This is a genomic window from Streptomyces sp. NPDC007856 (assembly GCF_042868225.1).
Lineage (GTDB): Bacteria > Actinomycetota > Actinomycetes > Streptomycetales > Streptomycetaceae > Streptomyces.
This window is the reverse complement of the sequence record NZ_JBIAEC010000046.1, coordinates 1-18,325: the sequence shown is the minus strand read 5'-3', so window position 1 is coordinate 18,325 and position 18,325 is coordinate 1. Positions and strand designations below refer to the sequence as shown.

Below are 18,325 nucleotides of genomic sequence, written 5' to 3'. Positions count from 1 at the left end.
GCGCCCGCCGCTGCGAGGCTGAGTGTGCCCACCCCCGCGAGCAGCCACCGTCTGATGGTGCGTGCCATCAGAGTCCTTTCTTGAGATCGAAAGGGGACTTGCGTGTCCGCCCCTCAATGACCAAAGAAAGGCACTGCTGGACCAGTTGAGCGGTACTGCGCGAGCGTCGCGTCTCCCGTGCGGCGGGGTCATTCGCGGCGGGGGAGCCCTCACGATTCTGGTGGCGAGTCGGTCACCACGGTCTCCCCGGCCAACGACCTCATGAGCTTAGGGGGATCGAGAGTTCCCTGAGTCTTGAGGGGGCCGGCGTGCGCGCGACGGGATCGCCGACGCCACAGCCTGGGTGGGCAGCGCAAGGGCTGCCCACCCAGGCTGGAGGGTGGTCGTGGGGTCAGTCGCCGTCCTCGGCGAGTGCCGCCAGTTCACGATCCACGGCGCGCTGGTGCTCCATCGCCTCATCGCGGGCCTTGCGCGGGCTCCAACGGCCGGCCATGACGAAGATGAACGGCAGGAAGATCACTTGCCCGGCGACACAGATGAGCCACCAGGTGCGCCACTGTTCTGGGCCCTGGGCCGCGGCGCTCTTCACCTGGGATCCATAACGTTGCAGCAGCGCCAACTGCGGCTGGGCCCTGCGCACGGTCGCCAGGTCGTCGGCCCCGACCTCGCGCGCCGCCTGGGCCGCCAGTGCCGGCGGGACTGCGGTCGGAGGATACGCCTCGAGCTTGGCGAAAAGCCGCGGGTGCGCGTCGATGATGGCCAGAGCGGGGGCGGCCTGGACGCTTGCGGCCTTTACCTGGGCGCCGTGCTCGACCAGGGGCGTGGCCGACGTCACCACGACCGGGACGAACGCTGTGGAGACCGCGACCACCGCACGGATGATCCATCCCCACACGGCCAGACCGGTCGCCGTGGCGGCCGGATTCTGCTTCTCCACGGTCTCGGTGAAGCTCGCCATCCAGGGTGCGTAGGTGACGCCGGTGAGCATACCGATGGCGACGAACAGTGCGGCAAAGGTGTAGTAACCGGTGCGCGGCTCGGTGGCGTGCAGGGCGAAGAGCGTGGTGACCGCGATCGAGCCGATGGCTCCGACGATCATGAAAGGCTTGCGCACCTTCAGCTTGTCGGAGAGCAGCCCTGCCGCCACCAGTGCCACCGCGTTGGCCGCCCAGTACCAGTTGGCCAGTCCGTTGGTGCGCTGCTCGCTGTAGCCGAAGGTCGCGGCGAAATAGACGACGAAGTTGCCTACAGCGCCGAAGTAGAGCAGGAGGAAGAGGCTGACAGCCGTGGCCGAGCCGACGACGTCCAGCCGCAGCATCTGCCGCCAGTGGCCCGCGGCTGCCGTCCTCGGATCCATGCCCTTGGCCCGTGCTTCGATGAGCGCACGGTCGCGGAGGCTGACCATGATCTGGTCGCGCAGCCGGGGCGACAGCTCGCGCAGCCCCAGCAGTGCCAACATGAAGACGGCAAGCCCGGCCCAGCCGGAGTAGCGCAGTTCGTCTTGCCAGCCGGCGAAGGACAGGGTGCTGCTGGTGACGACGGTGACGACCAGGCTCCCGATGACCGGGCCCATGGTCCAGTAGCCCATCGCGGTGGCTCGGCCGAGCTGTGGAGAGAAGTCCCGGATTAGTGCCGGCGTGGCCACCAGCACGATGCCTTCGATGAAGCTGAGGCCGGCGAAGAGCACCAGGTAGGTGCTCTTGTCCGGGGCGTTGGGCAGGCCGAGGAGGCTGAGCAGGGCGGCGATGAGAAGGCCGTAGACCACCATGTTGGCCCGGCCCCAGCGGTCGGCGAGGCCCGCCACGAGCGAGGCGAAGGCGCCGACCGCGTTGCCGATGACGCTGACCCACACGAAGTAGCTGTAGGTCATGTGGAAGTGCGTGATGACCGACGTGGCGACCGCGTACTGCACGTAGAGGGCGTAGTACAGGACCACGGTGGTCAACACCACGATCGCCAGGTACGCCATCCGGCGTGAGGTGACGGGGTAGTGGTTCAACTCGCGGCGCCACAACCGGGCGGCACCGTGCGGAGTTTCCGGCGTGCCGGTATCGGTCGGTCTGAGATTCGTGTCGTCGGGCGAAGCGGGCATGGCAGTCATGCGGGCGGCTCCTGGGGTCGGGCCCATGGGCCCGGTGCGGTGGGTGCGGACAGTGCACGCCTTGCGGTGCGGCGGGCACGAGCACTGTTCGGCCGGGTGGGCCGAACCCCGGGGTCTCTGCGTCCGGACGGGGAAGATGTGCGCAGAGGCTAGTACCGACCAGTCGGTACGGCCTAGGGGTGTGCGTGGGGATACCGAAACGTGACCTTGACCAGGGTGGCCACCAAGTGGATGAGTGGGTCCTCGATGTCGGTGCCCGGGGTCTCGATCGGACCGTCCGTGTAGAGCACGAGGGTGGAACCGCGGGAATTCGTCGTGCAGCACTGTTCGTGGATCACGCCGCCGACGCCGAGGGGCCGCGTTCACCGACGCGGGAAGCGCGGCGCCCATGCCATGCGGTAGTCCATGGCGCTCAACCTTCGTGAGCCCGCCGGCGAGCCGCCAGGTCGGGGTCAGCTCGACGACGGTGATGACGAACCGCTTCCACGCCGAGCCCACGGCAGTGACGTGCAGCCTGCCGTCGGCGATGCACGGTCAGGGCTTGCCACCGCACCGTTCTCGTGACTCGGCGGCGGCCCAGGTGAAGATGCCCTGGGCCATCAGGGAGGACTCGGACTCGGTACGTGCCTGGTTGACGTCGGCGAGTGCGGCGTGCACCCTGACGTCGTCCGGGGCGGCCTGCACTGCGAACTCCGCGAGATGGCCGGCGATCCTCAGCTCGCCCGCGTCGGCGTAGCGTCGGGCCGCGTCCGACAGGGCGTGGGCACCGCCTGCGAGGTCCGCCGACGCGGTGGCCAGTCGGCCCTCCCTGGCCGGTTTGAGGTGCGCGGGGTTGCCGTCGTACCAGCCGGCATAGCGCCGCCACAGGTTGCGCACGATGAACTCCGGTTCGTCGTACTTGGCTTGCAGGTAGACGCGGTCTGCCAGATGGGCGGGCGGGCGTACGGAGTGGATCAGGTCGTCCAGCCGGGCCCCGGAGTTGAGCCCGTCCAGTGTCTGCTGGACCAGACTCTCCAGCCATTCCGCGGTCTTGGTCAGTGCCAGGTGGATGCGGTCGGCGCCGAAGACCGGTGCTCCGTGCGAGGGCAGCGTCATCTCCGCGCCGAGGGCCGCCATGCGGCGCAGTGCGAGCGCCCACTCGCGTGGGTAGCGCTGAGCCCTGGAGAACGAAGAGGAGCACTGACAGTACGCCACCCCATGCCAGCAACCAGAGGACCGCCTGAGAGTCCACTTGCCCGGTCTTCTTCTGTGAGGGCGGCCGAACCGAGCAAGCGTGTGGCAGGTCTCAGGTCGACCACCACACCCTGTCGGGGTGTCCACGTGATCAACTGAGGCGCTACCGACGTCCAGGCCGCATATTCGGTTAGTGCCTTGACGCCGCCCTCGGCGCCCGAGCGGGACGTCGGGCCCGCAACCCCCCAGTTGTGATTTTGACCGCAACACGTTCACCGGGCGGGACCGAGTACAGAACGGTCGTCACGATCAGCAGCCGCTTGCGACCCAGTCGGTCCACGATCACTCCGGCGAACGGAGCCAGCAGCGCCACGGCCAGCGCCGGAATGGTCAGCGCGAGGGGAACCAGCGCCTTGGCTCCCGGGGTCGACTCGAAGTGGTCCTGCATCTTCGGCAGCACCGGGGCGATCAGCACCGCTCCAAGGATCGGCAGACAACTGCCTGCCATCAGCACGGTCACACGCAACAGATGGGCCGGGCCCGAGACGGAGACAGGTGACGACGCGACATCATCGACCGCGGTGGGAAGCGGCGGGACGGAACCAGGCATGGCGACTCCATGGGCGGCGTACGGAAGCGGGCATGCCTGTCATGGGCGCCGACGGCGCGAGGCATGCTGAGAAGGGCCGCCCCGCCGCTCCGGACAGCGGCGTGCGGGTAGGGACGACTATGGGCTGGCCGAGGCCGCACTTCCATCCCTCGGGCGATCCGAATCCGGTATCAGGCTCATCCACGCCATGGATGACGCCCGGAGAAGTCACTTACGGCACGAAGGACCGCTCAGGCAGACGCAGGCGGCGGTGCCCCCAACCCGGTAGGACCAGGCCGTGGGACACCGCTCGCGCCAGCTCATGGGCTTCGGTGAACCGCTGAGACGTCAGCGGCCCGTCAGCGGTTGGAGTGAACTGTTGCAAGAGCGGACGTCAGCGCTCGTTGATGAGAGCTGTATCGACTATCGGATGCATGTGGGGTCGAAGTGCTCCACCATGTTCCGCGATTCGGCCGGGACGTTGACCACATCTTCGACAGCCAGGGGACCCAGCCCCGAAGGCACCGTATCCACAAGCTCGTTGACCAGGACCGTTCATGTGACAGACCCCACCCAGGCTGACGGAAAGACGCCTTGCAGTGGTGGCCGGCGGTTGGCCTCCTTCAGGTGCCCGGAGATCTCGTCGTGGGGCAGCCGTGACCGGCAGCGACACAACCACTACACAGGTGAGCACGAGCCATCGCCGACGATCTCGTGAGCCGTCTGTGCCCGCTCCGTCAGGCCCGATACCCTGGATGGGATCGGGGTGGGGACCACAACTCGACGACATGGGGGCCGGTAAGTGGCAGCGGTGATCTCGGTGTCCGTGAGGGGCGCATTACTCGGGTTGGACGATCCGGAGCGGATACGGGGCGAACTCGAGGCGGGGACCGGTCTGGAATGGCGCCGCGAGGAGGTCGACCAGGGGTGGGTATTGACCGGCGGCATCGTCGAGATCCTGCTGGTGGCCGCTGTCTCCAAGCTCACCGAGGAGTCCCTCGGCGCGGCCCTGGACGCCACGAAGCGGGCAGTCGAGCGGTGGCGGGCCGGCCGGTTGGATCCGCCGCAGGCCGAGGTCGAGGTAAGGCCCGTGCCGCCGTCATCCACTGACGCTCCGGCAGGTGCCCCGGACGAGAACCTGCCCAGGGGATCCGAAGGAGTGAACGGCTGAGATGGCTTCACGCGCACTGGTGATCGCACCTGGGGAGTACCAGCCGGGATCGAATGTCCCCGGCTGGCCCACGATCGCCGCGAGCGGACGTATGTACAGAGAAGTCCTCGCAGGTGACAAGCTCTGGGGCGCGGAGGGCTGCCGGGTGCTCGGTCCGGACGAGGCAGGGACGATCGACGGGGTGATGCGCGCCCTGGAGGAGACCGCCGCCGAGACCGGCCCTTCGGACACCCTGCTCGTCGTCTACGTTGGCCACGGAGCCTGCTGGGGCGACGTCCCTGCCGGGGACCAGGTGCACTTCTCGGTGGGCACGTCCCAGGACCGGGCTCCATGGACGTGGTTGAACAGCTGGTACGTGTACCGCGCCATGCGTAAGGCCGCGGCTGGGCTCAAGGTCCTCATCGCCGACTGCTGCTACTCACACAGGCTGGGCGACCTGGGCCTGGCCGAGGAGGAGCCGAAACTGCCGGGTGTGATGGGCCGCCAGTTCGAGGGCACCTGCGTACTCAGCGCTCTCGGCCAGGATGCCGCCCTCGCCGGTCCGCTCGCCTCCGCCGAGGGGTGTCCCGGTCTCCCGGCACCGTTCGACCAGTGCACTCCGTTCAGCGGACACTTGCTCAACGTCCTTTCGCGAGGCATTCGGGACCGCAAGGACCAGCTCACCTTCGGATTGCTCCGGGAGGCCATCAAGGCCGAGATGGAGAAGTGCACCGCAGGGCATCCGCAGCCGCGGATGGTGCTCAGGGACGCTCCCGACGGAACACAGATCTTCACCAACCGGATGGCCGCCGACCAGCGTGTGGATCCGTCGCTGCCCACCGATCTGCACGGCTGGATCGACTGGTTGAGGGGCGACCCGGACGCGCGTATCCCGTACCTGCTGAAGGACGAGTGCACCACCGCCGATATCGTCTCCACCCTCTGCGACAGGGGGGACGACGACAGCCTGAAGCTGGCGGAGCACATCGACATACGGGCGAACGATGCCTACCGTTCCCCGGACACCTTCGCCAGATACTTCAGTCGGATGGAGCGTCGCGCAGCTTGAGTGTCACGCATGAGTAGGGCTCGACCCGGAGCCGAGGGATGGCTTGACGAAGATCGGACGTGGAGCGTCCGGTACTCCTGGGTGACCCGGAGCAGCACCGAAGAAGTCGCGGCGCGCGTGCAGGCCCTTCGGAAGGGCAACGAGAGCGTGGGTGAGCCGCCTCGGCCCGCCGTCGCGATCCGGGTGCTGTACGCCTTCGCGATCCAGCGGTCGACGGACCAACTAATCGAAGCAGCAGCCAAGTTCCACTTCTACGACGCGGTGAACGTACTGGCGACGGCGGCGCTGTGGCGAAGCATCGGCGATGCGGCGGATCTGGCGTGCCGTCAGTCGGAGATCGACGGCGCCGCCTCTTTGGGGGTGGCCGGGCAGGGGGAGCGGCAGCAGCCGGAACCCGAGATCGCCGAGTACCGGCCCTCTGCGCTGAGCAAGGGCATCGTGCACGATGTGGCTCGCCAGCGCACGGCGCTCGATGTGGCCCGGTTCGTCCGGGAGTTGCGCGGGCGGGGCAAGCAGGACCTTGTCGACGCCACGCTGAACACGTTCAGCGAGAAGCGGACCCTGCTTGACACGGCACTGCTGTATCTCGGGCTGCGCGACGAAGGGTGCGCAGAGGCGGCGGTGGACCTTCTGGGACGGGCCGTGCAGAGGATCAATACGTCCGGTGCGCGGCAGTCCGACACGACGACGCCGGCCGGGCTCAACGACCTGGTCACGGCACTGCGCATGCTCAGTCCGGTTGAGCCGGTGCTGGAGAACTGGATCGACACGCGGCTGGGCGACACGGATCTGGTGGGGCCCACCAGGGATACCGTCGCCAAGCTGATCTCGGGCTCGGAACACAGCCCGGACTCCCTCATCGAGCATGTGGGCAGGCGGTTGCAGTACCACAACGTAGCCGCGGTCTGCCGGGAGTTGGCGGAGAGCGACCCGGAGCGTTGCGAGGCCGTCCAGAATCAGGCTGCGGCACGCGAGGAGCTGCATGAACTGGCCGAGATCATCAGCCGCTGGCAGAAGTTCGAGACCGTGGCGAGGACCAGGGTCGATCTGTATGCCAAAGTCGTGGCCCGCGGCGTGGCATGTGCCGCCGGACCGCGCTCGCCAGCCGAGATCGACACTCTCGTGAAAGAGTTGAAGAACATCGACGCCGACCCGGAGTGTTGGCGCCTGCTGTGGATAGCCGCAGCGGAGCACATCGACGGCCGGGCCGGCGGCGAGCTGGTGCGACTGCAGACGAAGATTGAGCGTTCCCGGGACCTGTACCGGGTGGCGCGGACCGTCGCCCGCCGACTCACCGTCGGACTGCTGAGCAGAAGTGTCGACCCCGGGGTGTTTGCCGACTATGTCACGGCGCAGCAGGTGCAGGGCAATCGCGGCAGGATCGCTGCGGACGTCGCCTGCAAGGAGTTGTCGGATCCTTCCGACCCCGAACTGGCCGGGGTGCCGATGGGCGGTGTCGTCGCCGAGACGGCCGTCCGCCTCTACGGCAACGGGACGGATCGGGCCTGGGGCCGAGAGAAGGCCTGGGACCTGCTGGAACGCTGCCTGGAGAACGAGCAGCGGATCACCCCCGCGGACGTGGTGGCGATCACCGAGCAGCTGCGCGCCAGCGGGATGGACGGGCGGCGCCGGCGTTCGCTCTACCGCGGGACGGTCGGCCGGTGGGCGGACGCGGTGCGCCGCCAGGAAGCGGTGTCACTGTTGCGGAGCAGGGGCTTCGAGGAGGAGGTCGAGCAGGTCGTGGAGTCGGTGCATTAGCCCGCTGTGCGCGGCTACCGCTGCGGCTCCTGGGACCGCCCCTGCTCCCTTTCGCGGAGCTGAGAGGTCGGTAGCGGCAGCAGCGGCTCCACTCGCCCGATATGGCGCCTCGAGGCCCACACCATGCCGTAGAACGCGGTCAGGGCCATGACCCCCACACCCGCGCCCCACAGATAGAACGCGAGACGGTGTGGGGCACCGGGCTCGGGGTTGCCGAACAGGGTGCAAACCAGCAGCAGCGCCAACATGCCGAGAAGGCAGGCCGCAGCTTGGGCGGCCGGGTCGGAGCCCAGCCGGCGGAAGCGCGTCACATGCTCCCGGGCGTCGTAGAACCGTCCCAGCGTGGGGAACTGCCGGGCCAGTACCGGGAATCCGAGCAGCAGCACGCAGCCGACGGCGAGCACTGCCATTCCATGCCACAGGTCCGTCCACCCGGCTCCGTACAGGATCAATGCAATGAGGACGAAGCTGAGCCAGGCCGCGTGCCGGCGGGCCCGGTTGCGGCTCGGCGAGACCGGCGGCAGCTTGTCGCGCAAGGAGACCAGGGCCACACCGGGAACGGCGTACACGACGAGGGTCAGGACGCCGTCGGCCGCGACCAGGGTGTGCCATCGGCCGCCCATCGCGAGCAGCGCGACCACCCCGACGACGAAGTCCACCGCCAGCACCAGCCAGTAGACGTCCCTGCCACGCAGGGTGGTCGTGCGCATTGTCTGCAGGCCCCGGTGGGTGAGATGGGCGCGGCTGAGCGTGGCGACCTCGCGCGTCAGGGCATGGGTGAAGACGAGCCCGGCGCCCATGGGGGAGAGCACCGAGTTGATCCGCAGACACCACCCGAGCCAGGCGACCGAGGACGCGAAGGCGAACTGGGTGTAGGGGGAGTCCGGGCGGCCCGGATCCCACTGCCCCTGGCGAGAGCTGAAGACGATCTGGAGGAGGATGTACAGCACGGTTGTGCCGATGATCGTGCCGTAGACCGCCCAACGCAGCCGGGCAGGCTCGGTCAGCCGACCCTCGGCCTTGACGTTTCCGGCGAAGTCCAGCGGGCCCTGGAATCCCACATAGGCGTAGATCACCCCGCTGTCCACCACGGCGGCCAGGACCGCGCCGTACCTTCCGGCGCCACCGGTGCCGTCCCCGGCCCCGCCCCCATGATGGTGATCGAATCCGGACGCGATGAACAGGACGATGGTGAGCAGCGGGACTACGACCTTCACCACGGTCAGCCAGGAGTTGCCGATCCGCACCAGCCGCGGGACGAGCAGATTGGTCGCGGAGATCACCGCCATCAACGCCAGCGAGCAGACCCAACCCCAGGCGGTCAGGGTGGTCCCGGGCCCTATCAGGAACGTGGGGAGTACGGACGAGAGCCCCTTGGTCATCGCCACGGACTCACTGGCCGCGTTTATCGCGTAGAAGATCCACAGCCCCGCCGCGGCCACGATCGCCACCAGCGGCCCACTGCTCTGCAGCGGAAGGAAGATGAGCCCTCCGGTCTTCGGTGCAGCCGTGCCCAACTCCACCATGACACCGGCCACGATCAGCATCACCAGCCCGCCGATCAGCCAGGCCCACGGAGCATAGCTGCCGGCCTTGTCATAGGCGTCGACCGCGCCCAGCAGCCAGCCGGAGCCGATGGTCCCCCCGGCGGCAAGTCCGAAGAGCTGGAACAGCGAGAGCCGACGCGGTTCGTCAGAAGGTAAGTACTCCTTCGGCTGGCCGCTGGTGGGCCGCACCTGCAAGGCCATCCTGCTGTCCCCCGAGTAGCGTTCACTGATGGTTGGCACCTGGTGTGACGACAGGTTACAACTCGCAGTTGCATTTGCGTGATGCTTCATCAGGTTCTGATCGGTGATCTCGCTGTGAGGCGGTGCGGTGAGTTCGGTGGGCAGGACGGTGTCGTCGGTTCCTGACTCGATCGGGCGGAGTCGGGGCCTTGGCCAGCAGGTCGAGCTCCATGTAGCCGCGGGCTTCGGTCCACTCGTCGTTCTGCTCGGCCAGGACCGCGCCGGTCAGGCGGATCAGGGCGGGTGCGGTCGGGGAAGATGCCGACAACGTCGGCGCAGCGGCGGATCTCCTTGTTCCAGCGAGGACCTGAAGGCGAACCCCGCGAACTGGTCTGAAGAAATACACGTTTCCAAGGCGTGGACCACGCGTTCGGGTGCGGGCGTTACCGTCGACGTGGCTGCTGTCTCCGGAGGCGGCAGCAAGGCCGCCGTCCGCGATGTCGCCGGTGTGGCAGACCAGGTCGGCTTCCAGGGCGTTCACCGTCTCGCACACCCGTGCCGACCAGCGGGCGCGATCGAGTGGGCCGTAGTGGGTGTCGGTGATGAGGACGACGCGGATGCCGTCCAACCCGGCACCCAGCCACGGGAGTTGCACGTCGAGGCGGCGCACGCGTGGCACGCGGCGGGCCTCGGCGTACCCCCAGGCGAGCAGTACGGCGGTTACGCCGAGGACGGCCCACGTGACGATTCGGGCCCGCTCCTGACTCTCGCCGACACCGGCCACGGTCAGGGCGAGCCGCAAGAAGACGCCGAGCAGAACGGACCAGGTGAACAGAACCAGCTCGTGCCCAGCAGGGTGTCACCGACGATCGCCGCCCGGTCCTGCTGGCGCCGGCCGTGGCCGCGCACCATCGCGAGCGGCATACATATGAGGCCGAGGGCGAACAGCACGGTGCCGACCAGCGTGACGGGCAGCGGCCAGCGCTGGCCGCCGTACAGGAGCACCCAGCAGGGCACGGCCCACAGCAGGACGGGGGCGCAGGGGATGTAGCGCATCAGGCGGTGCAGCCGGCTCTGCCGCGGCGCTCGCGCCTCACCCTCGGCGGGCCGGATGTCACTGGTGGCGGTCACGCTTCCCCCCTGACCAGGCTGCCGTCCCACGCACTGTATCCGGTCACCCTGGGGGCGGCCGGACCGGCGTTCCTGAGCCGGTACTGCGTCAGCACCGCCAGCGCTAGCCGGTCACCACCGCCCGCGTCCCGGTCGGTCATCGTCGGCCCCCCTCTCTCGTACGGGGCGGCGCCGTCCCTGCCCGGCGCCGCGTATACCGGCTACAGCAGCAGACGACCCCGACCGAACCACCGATCACGAAGGCCCGACCACGGACACGATGCAACAACACCGCCCCCCGACCGTGCTGGCATCCCCGCCGATATCTCCCCCGACAACTCACCTTGCCCTGCCGCACCCTGGACGGCGTAGCCGGAGGTCACCATGGCTTGTCGGCCGTGGTCGGGAGCCCGTCCTCCCGCTATGCGCCTCTCGCAGCCGAACCCCGAAAAGAGAATGGTTGGGGCGGGCTGGGGCCGGCGATCGGCGCGGCGGGGGATCGGGCGGCCTGGAGCTCTTGTTGCGCGTCGGCCGGGGGCTCCGCGCTCAGCGACGAGCAGGCCGGCACAAAGAGAGGACTGGCGGGAGGGCACAGCCGGACGAGGTCACTGCTCGTGCCGATTGCGGCCGCGGTGAACGCCAGGGCCTCCAGATCCGTAGGCCACTGCGGCGGTACGGCGTACAACAGCCGATCGCCAGTTCTTTGATCGCTGCTCAACAAAGGGGTCCCATGAAACACCGCCGACCGCGCCACCGTCGCAGAGTGATCGCCAGAGCGGTCGGTACGGCCGGTACGCTGGCCATCGCGCTGGGTGCGGGGATGACGCCGGCGATGGCCGCCGGGAAGACGGCCAACAAGCCCACCGCCACGGGGTTCTCGCCCGACCAGCCCGAGCGGGACGACGCGCCCTGGGCGCCCCAGCACGACGGGGTGCCGAAGCAGCACACGGCCGTCCGTCCGGAGGCCGTCACGCCCCGCGCGGCCACGTCCGCTCTCCAGCTCAGTCTGCCCGCACCGACCGGGCGCCACGGCGTGGGCACGTTCAGCCTGCACCTCGTCGACAAGTCCCGCACGGACCCGTACGTGCCCGGCAACAAGCCGCGCGAGCTGATGGTGTCGTTCTGGTACCCGGCCGCCTCCACCCGCGGTCACTACGCGGCGCCGTGGATGCCAGCAGTCTCCGGCGCCCACTTCCTCGCCTCCCAGGGCCTGACGCCACAACAGGTGACGTTGCCGAAGACCGCCGGCCATGTCCTCGCCCCGGTCGACACCAAGCTGGGCAAGCTGCCCGTCCTGCTGTACTCCAGCGGGCTGCACTCGGACCGCGCGAGGGGCACCGTGCTCGCCGAGGACCTCGCCAGCCGCGGCTACCTCGTCGTCACCGTCGACCACACCCACGACGCCAACGAGGTGCAGTTCCCCGACGGACGGGTCGAGGTCAACACCATGCCGGCCGGCGCGCACTCCTCCGCCACGCTCAACGTGCGCGCTGCCGACATCCACTTCGTCATCAACCAGCTCGCCGCGATCGCCAAGGGCGGCAACCCGGACGTCGACCACGCCAGGCTCCCCACCGGGCTGTCGCACGCCGTGGACATGTCCCGCATCGGGATGTTCGGCGCTTCGCTGGGCGGCGCGGCGGTCGACACCTCCATGCAGCTCGACCACCGCATCGCCGCCGGCGCCAATCTGGACGGCCAGTTCTTCGGCCCGGCACCGAGCAAGAACCTGGACCGCCCCTTCATGCTGTTCAGCTCCGGCACCCACAACCGCGACAACGACGGCTCGTGGCGCACGCTGTGGTCGCATCTCAAGGGATACCGGGTCGACATCCAGCTCCACGGCGCGGCGCACGTGTCGTTCGTCGACGACGAGGCGATGGCGCCGCAGGAGGCGAGCCCGCTCAGACTCACGCCGGCCCAGCTCCAGCAGGTGTACGGCACGATCGACCCCAACCGCGCGATCGAGATCCAGCGCGTCTACCTCGCCGCCTTCTTCGACCAGGAACTGCGCCACCGGCACAGCACCCTGCTCGACGGCCCCGACAAGAAATACCCGGAGATATCCTTTGTCCGCTGACCAGAGCCTTCGAAGGGCCGGCCCTGAGCGCTCTGTGCCCGGGCATATTCAAGTTCAACGACAAAGGAGGCCGGGCGGCCCTCCCAGGGGAAGGTGGTGACGACCCGCTGGCCCGATCCGGCCGACGCGGGCATCAACCTCGGGTTCCTCAGCCCCAACTGGTCGTCTTGCCGAGGCCGGCACGGGACGGACGCTGGTCCGAAGGGCGAGCGACGGCAGCAGCCCGCAGCCGGGGAGCGGGCCCCTGCACGCCGCGAGCATCAGGGCATCCCGAACGCCCGACCGCTGGGATCCCTTGGCCGAGATTTTCGGCATGGGCGGGTGCTGGACGGCCGCGCCGGGCACTTTCCGGGGGCGGCCGCGTGCGGGTTCGGCAGCACCGGTCAGTTCCGACGGCGCGCCGACTCCTCGAGCCGTTCGACCAGTTCCGCAGCCATGGCCTTGATCGTTTCCAGCCCCGTATGCCCCCATGGGTGCGGGTCCTGGTCGACTACGCAGATCGTGCCGAGCACCACGCCGGTGCTGTCTATCAGTGGTGCGCCCAGGTAGGAGTGGACGCCGATCGCGTCGACCACGGGGTTACCGGCGAACCGCGGGAAGTCCCGGATGTCCTCCAGCACCAGCGCCCGGCGGCGCTTGACCACGTGCGGGCAGATGCCCATGTCGATGTCGCGGGGCATGACGCGGCCGGGCACCGGGTCCTTCAGCAACGGCGGTCCCACGTGGACCGTGGTGTCCTGTGCGACGCTGTACAACCCTGCGAAGTACTGGCGGTCGGCGTCGAGGAAGAAGTTGACCCCGGCGTAGCAGCCACCGGTACGGAGTGCCAGCTTCCGTGCGAAGGCGTCGAGTTCCGTATCCGGACGGGCTTCGATGCCCAGCTCGCGCAGCCGCTCGGTTCGGGTACGCACCTGTGGGTCCTCCGGGGGAAGGAGCAGGTGGCGCAGGGCGATCCCGGACTCAGGCCCGGAGGAGTTGGTCGGTGTCGCTGCCATGGGAACTCCTTGTCGTGAGCAGATGCTGAATCAGTTCGAGCAGTACGCGGATGCCCGCGCTCTGGACGCGGGCGTCGCACAGCACCACCGGCACCTCCTGCCTGAGGTCGAGAGCGGTCCGCACCTCCTCCGCGCGGTAGCGGTGGGCGCCGTCGAACTCGTTGACGGCAACGACGAAGGGGATGCCACGCCGCTCGAAGAAGTCCACCGCTGCGAAGGAGTGCTCCAGCCTGCGGGTGTCGGCGAGGACCACCGCCCCGAGCGCTCCCTCGGAGAGTTCGTCCCACATGAACCAGAAGCGTTCCTGTCCTGGCGTGCCGAACAAGTACAGGACGTGGGACGGACTGAGCGTGATCCGGCCGAAGTCCAGGGCCACCGTGGTGGTGGCCTTGTTCTCCACTCCGTCCAGCCGGTCCGTGGCCGCGCTGACGGCGGTCAGTATCTCCTCGGTGCTCAGCGGCTCGATCTCGCTGAGCGCGTTGACGAAGGTCGTCTTTCCCACGCCGAACCCGCCGGCGATGAGCACCTTGATTCCCACCGGCAGGACTCTGGCGGACAGCGGATCACAGTCGTTTGAGGAGGCCATCGCGTACCGCTTCCAGGAGGTCTCGATCAGGTCGTGCGGAGTGGCCCGGGGAGGGCGGGGGCGCATCACCTGCGACCACCGCGCCTCCCTCGGCCAGATCGGACAGCAGCACCTTGACCACGGCGGCGGGCACCTGCATCCGAGCCGCGACCTCGGCGACGCTCACAGGCCGCTCGCACAGCGCCAGCACCTGCGCATGGTCCAGTCCGAAGGCGCCCTGCGTCTGGGCGCCAGTGGCCTGCACCACGGTCACGAGCGTGAAGTGGGACGTGGCCCTGGTCCGGCCGTCGCTCACGGTGTAGGGACGGACCAGCCGCCCGACCGCTTCGTCGATCAGCGGTCCGTCTGGGAGGACCGGCGTCATCGGCTATCCCACCGGGTGCCGGGGCGGTGTGGCCAGGTGCGGGCGCACGCTCTTCACCATCATCCCCATCTCGTAGCCCAGCACCGCTGCGTCCGCCTCGCGTCCGGCCAGCACCGCCAGCACCGCGCCGTGCCCGGCGGCCGAGACGAACAGCAGCGAGGTGCTGAGTTCCGTCACGATCTGTCGCACGTCACCGCCGTCGTCGAAGTGCCGGCCCGCGCTGCGCGCCAACGAGTACAGCCCACTGGCAAGGGCGGCCAGCTGGTCCGCGGCGTCCGCGTCGAGTCCCTCCGCTGCCTTCACCAACCCGTCCGAGGACAGCAACAAGGCACTTCGGGTGTGTGGCACCCGGTTCACCAGACCCGTCAACAGCCAGGAAAGGTCTTCGCTCGCCACGATCGTGTACTCCTCTTCGACGGAAGGAAACGGCTTGCTGGACGGGGCCCCGGGCCTTCAGGGCGGCTCGGCTGTCAGTGCGTCTCCGCCTCCTCGGCTCTGCGCAGTCCGGTCTGGAACGCGGCCATCAGGCCCGGGTCGTGTGCGATGTCCTCGGCGGCACCGGCGCTGGGGACCGGGTGCGGCCGTTCGGCGGCGTGGTCCTGGCGGCGCCGCTGAGGCAGCCGCGGACGGTCGTCCTCGCCGTCGGAGGGCACCGGGGCGGGCTGGGTTGCGGACTCGGACACGAGCGGATCCGCAACGACGCCCACCGCTGTCGCACGGGAGTCCGCCGTCTCGGGTTCCACCGGGTCCTGCGGCCCCGCGTCAGGGGCCGGGACGGTGTGGTGGACGGGCGCGGGAGCTGCGGGCTGCGGGCCGAGCAGTGCCTTGGGCAGCACCATGACGGCCTGCGTGCCGCCGTAGACGTTGCTCAGCAACTGCACGGCGATGTCGTGCCGCTGAGCCAGGGCTGAGACCACGTACAAGCCGATCCGGCCGTCCTGCAGCAGCTCGCCGAGGGCGACCTTGTCGGGTGCACTCAGAACGGTGTTCATCTGGTTGCGCTCGGCCGGGGACATGCCCAGGCCCCGGTCCTCGACCTCGATCGCCACCCCCGCGGCGACGGGCTCCACCCGCACGTGCACGGTGGTCTGGGGCGAGGAGAAGACCGTGGCGTTCTCCAGCAGCTCGGCCAGCAGATGGACGACGTCGACCACGGCGTGGCCGCTGACCGTTCCCTCGATGGGGGGGACCAGCTTGACCCGGGCGTACTGGTCGATCTCTGCGACGGCGGAACGCAGCACGTCGGTCAGGCCGACGGGGCGGGCCCACTGGCGGTGGGTGTTCGCGCCGCCGAGCACGGCCAGGTTCTCGGCGTAGCGGCGGATCCGGGTGGACAGGTGATCCACCCGGAACAGCCCCTTGAGCAGGTCGGGGTCCTCGACCTCGTTCTCCAGGTTGTCCAGCAGACCGATCTCGCGGTGCACCAGGGACTCCAGGCGGCGCGCCAGGTTGGCGAACACCTCGAACTGCTCCAGCCGGGAGCTGTGTTCCGCACCGACCGCACCGGCGGCGGTCTCCAGCAGGGCTGCCTCCGCCCCGTGCCGGGCCGCAGCGATCTCGAATCCAAGGCGGGAGAGTTCGTCCGGGCCGGTCTGCGGCGGCAGTTCCGGCCGGCGCCGCAGGGCCCGCTCCCCAGCCCGCAACCGGCGGCACAGCGACTCCAGTTCGGCCCTGCCCTCGGCTGTGGTACGGGTCAGCTCGGCCAGTTCGGCACGGTTCCGGTCGGCCGCGCGGGACAACTCCGCCCAGTGCTTGGTGACCGCTCGTGCCTCCGCTGCAGCCCGTACGCCCGCGATCCCGGACGCCATGGCACCGATGAGGACCAGGCCGGCCAACACCGTGCCCTGGTCCGCCCGGTCCAGGTGGCCATCGCCGATCAGCGCGGTGGCCACCGCACCGGTCACGGCGACCACGCCCGGCGGCAGCACGGACCACAGCACCTGACGCCGCCTCAAGGACCTGCCTCGCGACTCGGCCGTCACACGGGCGGTCATGGGTGACACCTGCCGGTCGTCCGGCGGCGTGGAAGGATCAGGCATAACAGTCCCTGGACAGTACGATGATCGGACCGGGCGCGCACGTTACCGCGTACCGGGACTCCGGTGTCAGCCCCTGGCGCGCACGGAGATCGAACCGTTGTCCTTCGACGGTCACCATCTACTGAGAGCGATAGGAACTGCCAGACCGGCGAGGGCACTCCACACCCCGCGCTGTACCCGGACGCCAAGTGGGACGTCACATCGTGGCCCAACGGGCGACCGCGCCCGGAGACCGCGTGCATCTGGCTGGTGTTGACATCGTGGACGCAGGCCTTTGGGGGAGTACTGGACCGAGAATCAGCGGTAGCGTGCGCTACGGGTTCTTCACGAGTGCCGGGTTGCTCGAACGCCGGGGCTCGAGCGATGTGGGTTGTTACCAGAGGTCTGGCCGGCGGTCGGGGCCGCACGGTGCGAATGAGGCCGCGCCGCGGGACTGGGTGGCTCTGTAGGTGAGCTTCGCGAACGGCTATTGCTCAGCAGTGCGAACGCCTCGTTCCACGTGAGAGTGATGTCGCGCCGTCGTCTCGGCTCTGCCGGAGCCGCGGAAGAAGATGAGGCCGCGGGTGACCCGACGCTCGATCTGGTTGCGTCCTGAGAAGTGGTGTACGGGCTCCCACCTGATCCGGGCGTTTGCCACGGCGTCGGAGTGAGTGTCCGGATACAAGAACGGCCACCGGATGATCTTCGAGATGTCGAAGGCTCGAAGGAGATCAACACGATGACCGCACCAGACAGTGTGCCCCTGCACGCCCTCGCCGAAGACAACCTCGCTGCGGCGAGTCCCGATCTGCTGCGCGCGATGGTCAAGGCGTTCGCCGACGCGCTCATGTCCGCCGAGGCCGACGCCCTCTGCAACGCCGAATACGGGCAGGTCAGTGACGAGAGAGTCAACCACCGCAACGGATATCGCCCGCGCGAGTGGGACACCAGGGTCGGCACCGTCGAACTGGCCATCCCCAAGCTCCGGACCGGGAGTTACTTCCCGCACTGGCTCCTCGAACGACGCCGCCGGGCCGAACAGGCCCTCATCAGCGTGGTCGCCACCGCCTACCTCCTCGGCGTCTCCACCCGCCGCGTCGAGAAGCTGGCCGAGTCCCTCGGTGTCACGCAGCTGTCGAAATCGCAGGTCTCTGCGATGGTCCGGCACCTGGACGAGCAGGTCACCGCGTTCCGCAACCGGCCCCTGGACGCCGGACCGTATGCCCGTGTCTGGGTGGACGCACTCACGCAGAAGGTCCGCGAGGGCGGCCGCATCATCAACGTGCATGCCCTGATCGCAGTGGGTGTCAACGCCGACGGCCACCGCGAGATCCTCGGCCTGGACGTGGCCACCGCCGAGGACGGCGCCGGCTGGCTGGCCTTCCTGCGCTCGTTGATCGCCCGCAGCCTGTCCGGCGTCCAGCTTGTCGTCTCCGATGCCCACGCCGGCCTGGTCGACGCCATCGGCGCGGTCCTGCCCGGCGCTTCCTGGCGGCGATGCCGCACCCACTGAAGCCGTAAAGAATCAAGGTGCTGCTTTACATGGGCGGGCTCGTTGTCAGGGTATGGCGGTTCCGGAGGAGATCTGTTCCCAACTCCAATGCA

Annotated in this window: 14 protein-coding genes and 4 pseudogenes; 5 read left to right on the top strand and 13 right to left on the bottom strand. The window is 68.9% G+C overall.

Going from position 1 to position 18,325, the window contains the following annotated elements:
* Positions 1-391: 391 nt before the first annotated feature.
* The 4 genes and pseudogenes from ACFYOH_RS42920 to ACFYOH_RS42905 all read right to left on the bottom strand — a co-directional run.
* Positions 392-2,101 carry an MFS transporter gene (locus ACFYOH_RS42920; RefSeq protein ID WP_388637300.1) on the bottom strand — a complete coding sequence of 570 codons (1,710 nt, stop codon included), beginning with the start codon at positions 2,099-2,101 and terminating at the stop codon, positions 392-394.
* A 173-nt stretch (positions 2,102-2,274) separates the two neighbouring features.
* Positions 2,275-2,439 (bottom strand): hypothetical protein, encoded by a 165-nt coding sequence (locus ACFYOH_RS42915; RefSeq protein ID WP_388637297.1) that lies wholly within the window; start codon positions 2,437-2,439, stop codon positions 2,275-2,277.
* 196 nt (positions 2,440-2,635) lie between these two features.
* A complete protein-coding gene (locus ACFYOH_RS42910) occupies positions 2,636-3,295 on the bottom strand; it encodes an alkyl sulfatase dimerization domain-containing protein (protein WP_388637294.1) in 660 nt (219 codons plus the stop codon).
* 262 nt (positions 3,296-3,557) lie between these two features.
* A pseudogene (locus ACFYOH_RS42905) lies at positions 3,558-3,884 on the bottom strand (MFS transporter); the annotation flags it as partial.
* A 781-nt stretch (positions 3,885-4,665) separates the two neighbouring features.
* Here ACFYOH_RS42905 and ACFYOH_RS42900 point away from each other — a divergent pair.
* From ACFYOH_RS42900 to ACFYOH_RS42890, 3 genes are all read left to right on the top strand, one after another.
* Positions 4,666-5,034, top strand: a complete 369-nt coding sequence (locus ACFYOH_RS42900) for a hypothetical protein (RefSeq protein ID WP_388637291.1) — start codon at positions 4,666-4,668, stop codon at positions 5,032-5,034.
* A 1-nt stretch (position 5,035) separates the two neighbouring features.
* The gene (locus tag ACFYOH_RS42895) at positions 5,036-6,082 is read left to right on the top strand and encodes a hypothetical protein (RefSeq protein WP_388637289.1); all 1,047 of its coding nucleotides are present in this window, start codon (positions 5,036-5,038) and stop codon (positions 6,080-6,082) included.
* Positions 6,083-6,199: 117 nt separating this feature from the next.
* Positions 6,200-7,840 (top strand): hypothetical protein, encoded by a 1,641-nt coding sequence (locus ACFYOH_RS42890; protein ID WP_388637286.1) that lies wholly within the window; start codon positions 6,200-6,202, stop codon positions 7,838-7,840.
* Positions 7,841-7,854: 14 nt separating this feature from the next.
* Here the strand turns inward: ACFYOH_RS42890 and ACFYOH_RS42885 are convergent, their stop codons facing one another.
* The 4 genes and pseudogenes from ACFYOH_RS42885 to ACFYOH_RS42870 form a co-directional block, all read right to left on the bottom strand.
* Entirely contained in the window at positions 7,855-9,588 is a 1,734-nt protein-coding gene (locus ACFYOH_RS42885) for an APC family permease (protein ID WP_388637283.1), read from the bottom strand.
* A 184-nt stretch (positions 9,589-9,772) separates the two neighbouring features.
* Positions 9,773-9,929: pseudogene (locus tag ACFYOH_RS42880) on the bottom strand (transposase); the annotation flags it as partial.
* 121 nt (positions 9,930-10,050) lie between these two features.
* A pseudogene (locus ACFYOH_RS42875) lies at positions 10,051-10,698 on the bottom strand (metallophosphoesterase); the annotation flags it as partial.
* Positions 10,695-10,838: a hypothetical protein gene (locus ACFYOH_RS42870; protein WP_388637280.1), complete on the bottom strand. Its 144-nt coding sequence runs from the start codon at positions 10,836-10,838 to the stop codon at positions 10,695-10,697. The gene ACFYOH_RS42870 and the pseudogene ACFYOH_RS42875, both read right to left, overlap by 4 nt.
* Positions 10,839-11,440: 602 nt before the next feature.
* Here ACFYOH_RS42870 and ACFYOH_RS42865 point away from each other — a divergent pair.
* Positions 11,441-12,757: an alpha/beta hydrolase family protein gene (locus ACFYOH_RS42865; protein WP_388637277.1), complete on the top strand. Its 1,317-nt coding sequence runs from the start codon at positions 11,441-11,443 to the stop codon at positions 12,755-12,757.
* Positions 12,758-13,140: 383 nt separating this feature from the next.
* Here ACFYOH_RS42865 and ACFYOH_RS42860 read toward each other — a convergent pair whose 3' ends face one another.
* The 5 genes from ACFYOH_RS42860 to ACFYOH_RS42840 form a co-directional block, all read right to left on the bottom strand.
* Positions 13,141-13,752: a GAF domain-containing protein gene (locus ACFYOH_RS42860; protein WP_388637274.1), complete on the bottom strand. Its 612-nt coding sequence runs from the start codon at positions 13,750-13,752 to the stop codon at positions 13,141-13,143.
* Positions 13,718-14,338: an ATP/GTP-binding protein gene (locus ACFYOH_RS42855; RefSeq protein WP_388637271.1), complete on the bottom strand. Its 621-nt coding sequence runs from the start codon at positions 14,336-14,338 to the stop codon at positions 13,718-13,720. Before ACFYOH_RS42855 ends, ACFYOH_RS42860 begins: the two co-directional genes overlap by 35 nt.
* Positions 14,316-14,702 (bottom strand): DUF742 domain-containing protein, encoded by a 387-nt coding sequence (locus ACFYOH_RS42850; RefSeq protein ID WP_388637268.1) that lies wholly within the window; start codon positions 14,700-14,702, stop codon positions 14,316-14,318. The genes ACFYOH_RS42855 and ACFYOH_RS42850 overlap by 23 nt, the downstream gene beginning before the upstream one ends.
* A 3-nt stretch (positions 14,703-14,705) precedes the next feature.
* Positions 14,706-15,098, bottom strand: coding sequence for a roadblock/LC7 domain-containing protein (locus ACFYOH_RS42845; RefSeq protein ID WP_351622988.1), 393 nt, complete (start codon positions 15,096-15,098; stop codon positions 14,706-14,708).
* Between the two features lie 74 nt (positions 15,099-15,172).
* On the bottom strand, positions 15,173-16,696 hold the full coding sequence (locus ACFYOH_RS42840; RefSeq protein ID WP_388637265.1) for a sensor histidine kinase: 1,524 nt from the start codon (positions 16,694-16,696) through the stop codon (positions 15,173-15,175).
* Positions 16,697-17,459: 763 nt separating this feature from the next.
* On the opposite strand from ACFYOH_RS42840, the pseudogene ACFYOH_RS42835 reads away from it, so the two are divergent.
* Positions 17,460-18,230, top strand: a pseudogene (locus ACFYOH_RS42835) (IS256 family transposase); the annotation flags it as partial.
* Positions 18,231-18,325 lie beyond the last annotated feature (95 nt).

Bases quoted from the DNA above. Each gene is read 5' to 3' on its own strand.
- ACFYOH_RS42860 (WP_388637274.1), bottom strand. From the start codon at position 13,752: ATGGCAGCGACACCGACCAACTCCTCCGGGCCTGAGTCCGGGATCGCC.
- ACFYOH_RS42850 (WP_388637268.1), bottom strand. From the start codon at position 14,702: ATGACGCCGGTCCTCCCAGACGGACCGCTGATCGACGAAGCGGTCGGG.
- ACFYOH_RS42840 (WP_388637265.1), bottom strand. From the start codon at position 16,696: ATGACCGCCCGTGTGACGGCCGAGTCGCGAGGCAGGTCCTTGAGGCGG.
- ACFYOH_RS42855 (WP_388637271.1), bottom strand. From the start codon at position 14,338: ATGGCCTCCTCAAACGACTGTGATCCGCTGTCCGCCAGAGTCCTGCCG.
- ACFYOH_RS42920 (WP_388637300.1), bottom strand. From the start codon at position 2,101: ATGACTGCCATGCCCGCTTCGCCCGACGACACGAATCTCAGACCGACC.
- ACFYOH_RS42895 (WP_388637289.1), top strand. From the start codon at position 5,036: ATGGCTTCACGCGCACTGGTGATCGCACCTGGGGAGTACCAGCCGGGA.
- ACFYOH_RS42870 (WP_388637280.1), bottom strand. From the start codon at position 10,838: ATGACCGACCGGGACGCGGGCGGTGGTGACCGGCTAGCGCTGGCGGTG.
- ACFYOH_RS42885 (WP_388637283.1), bottom strand. From the start codon at position 9,588: ATGGCCTTGCAGGTGCGGCCCACCAGCGGCCAGCCGAAGGAGTACTTA.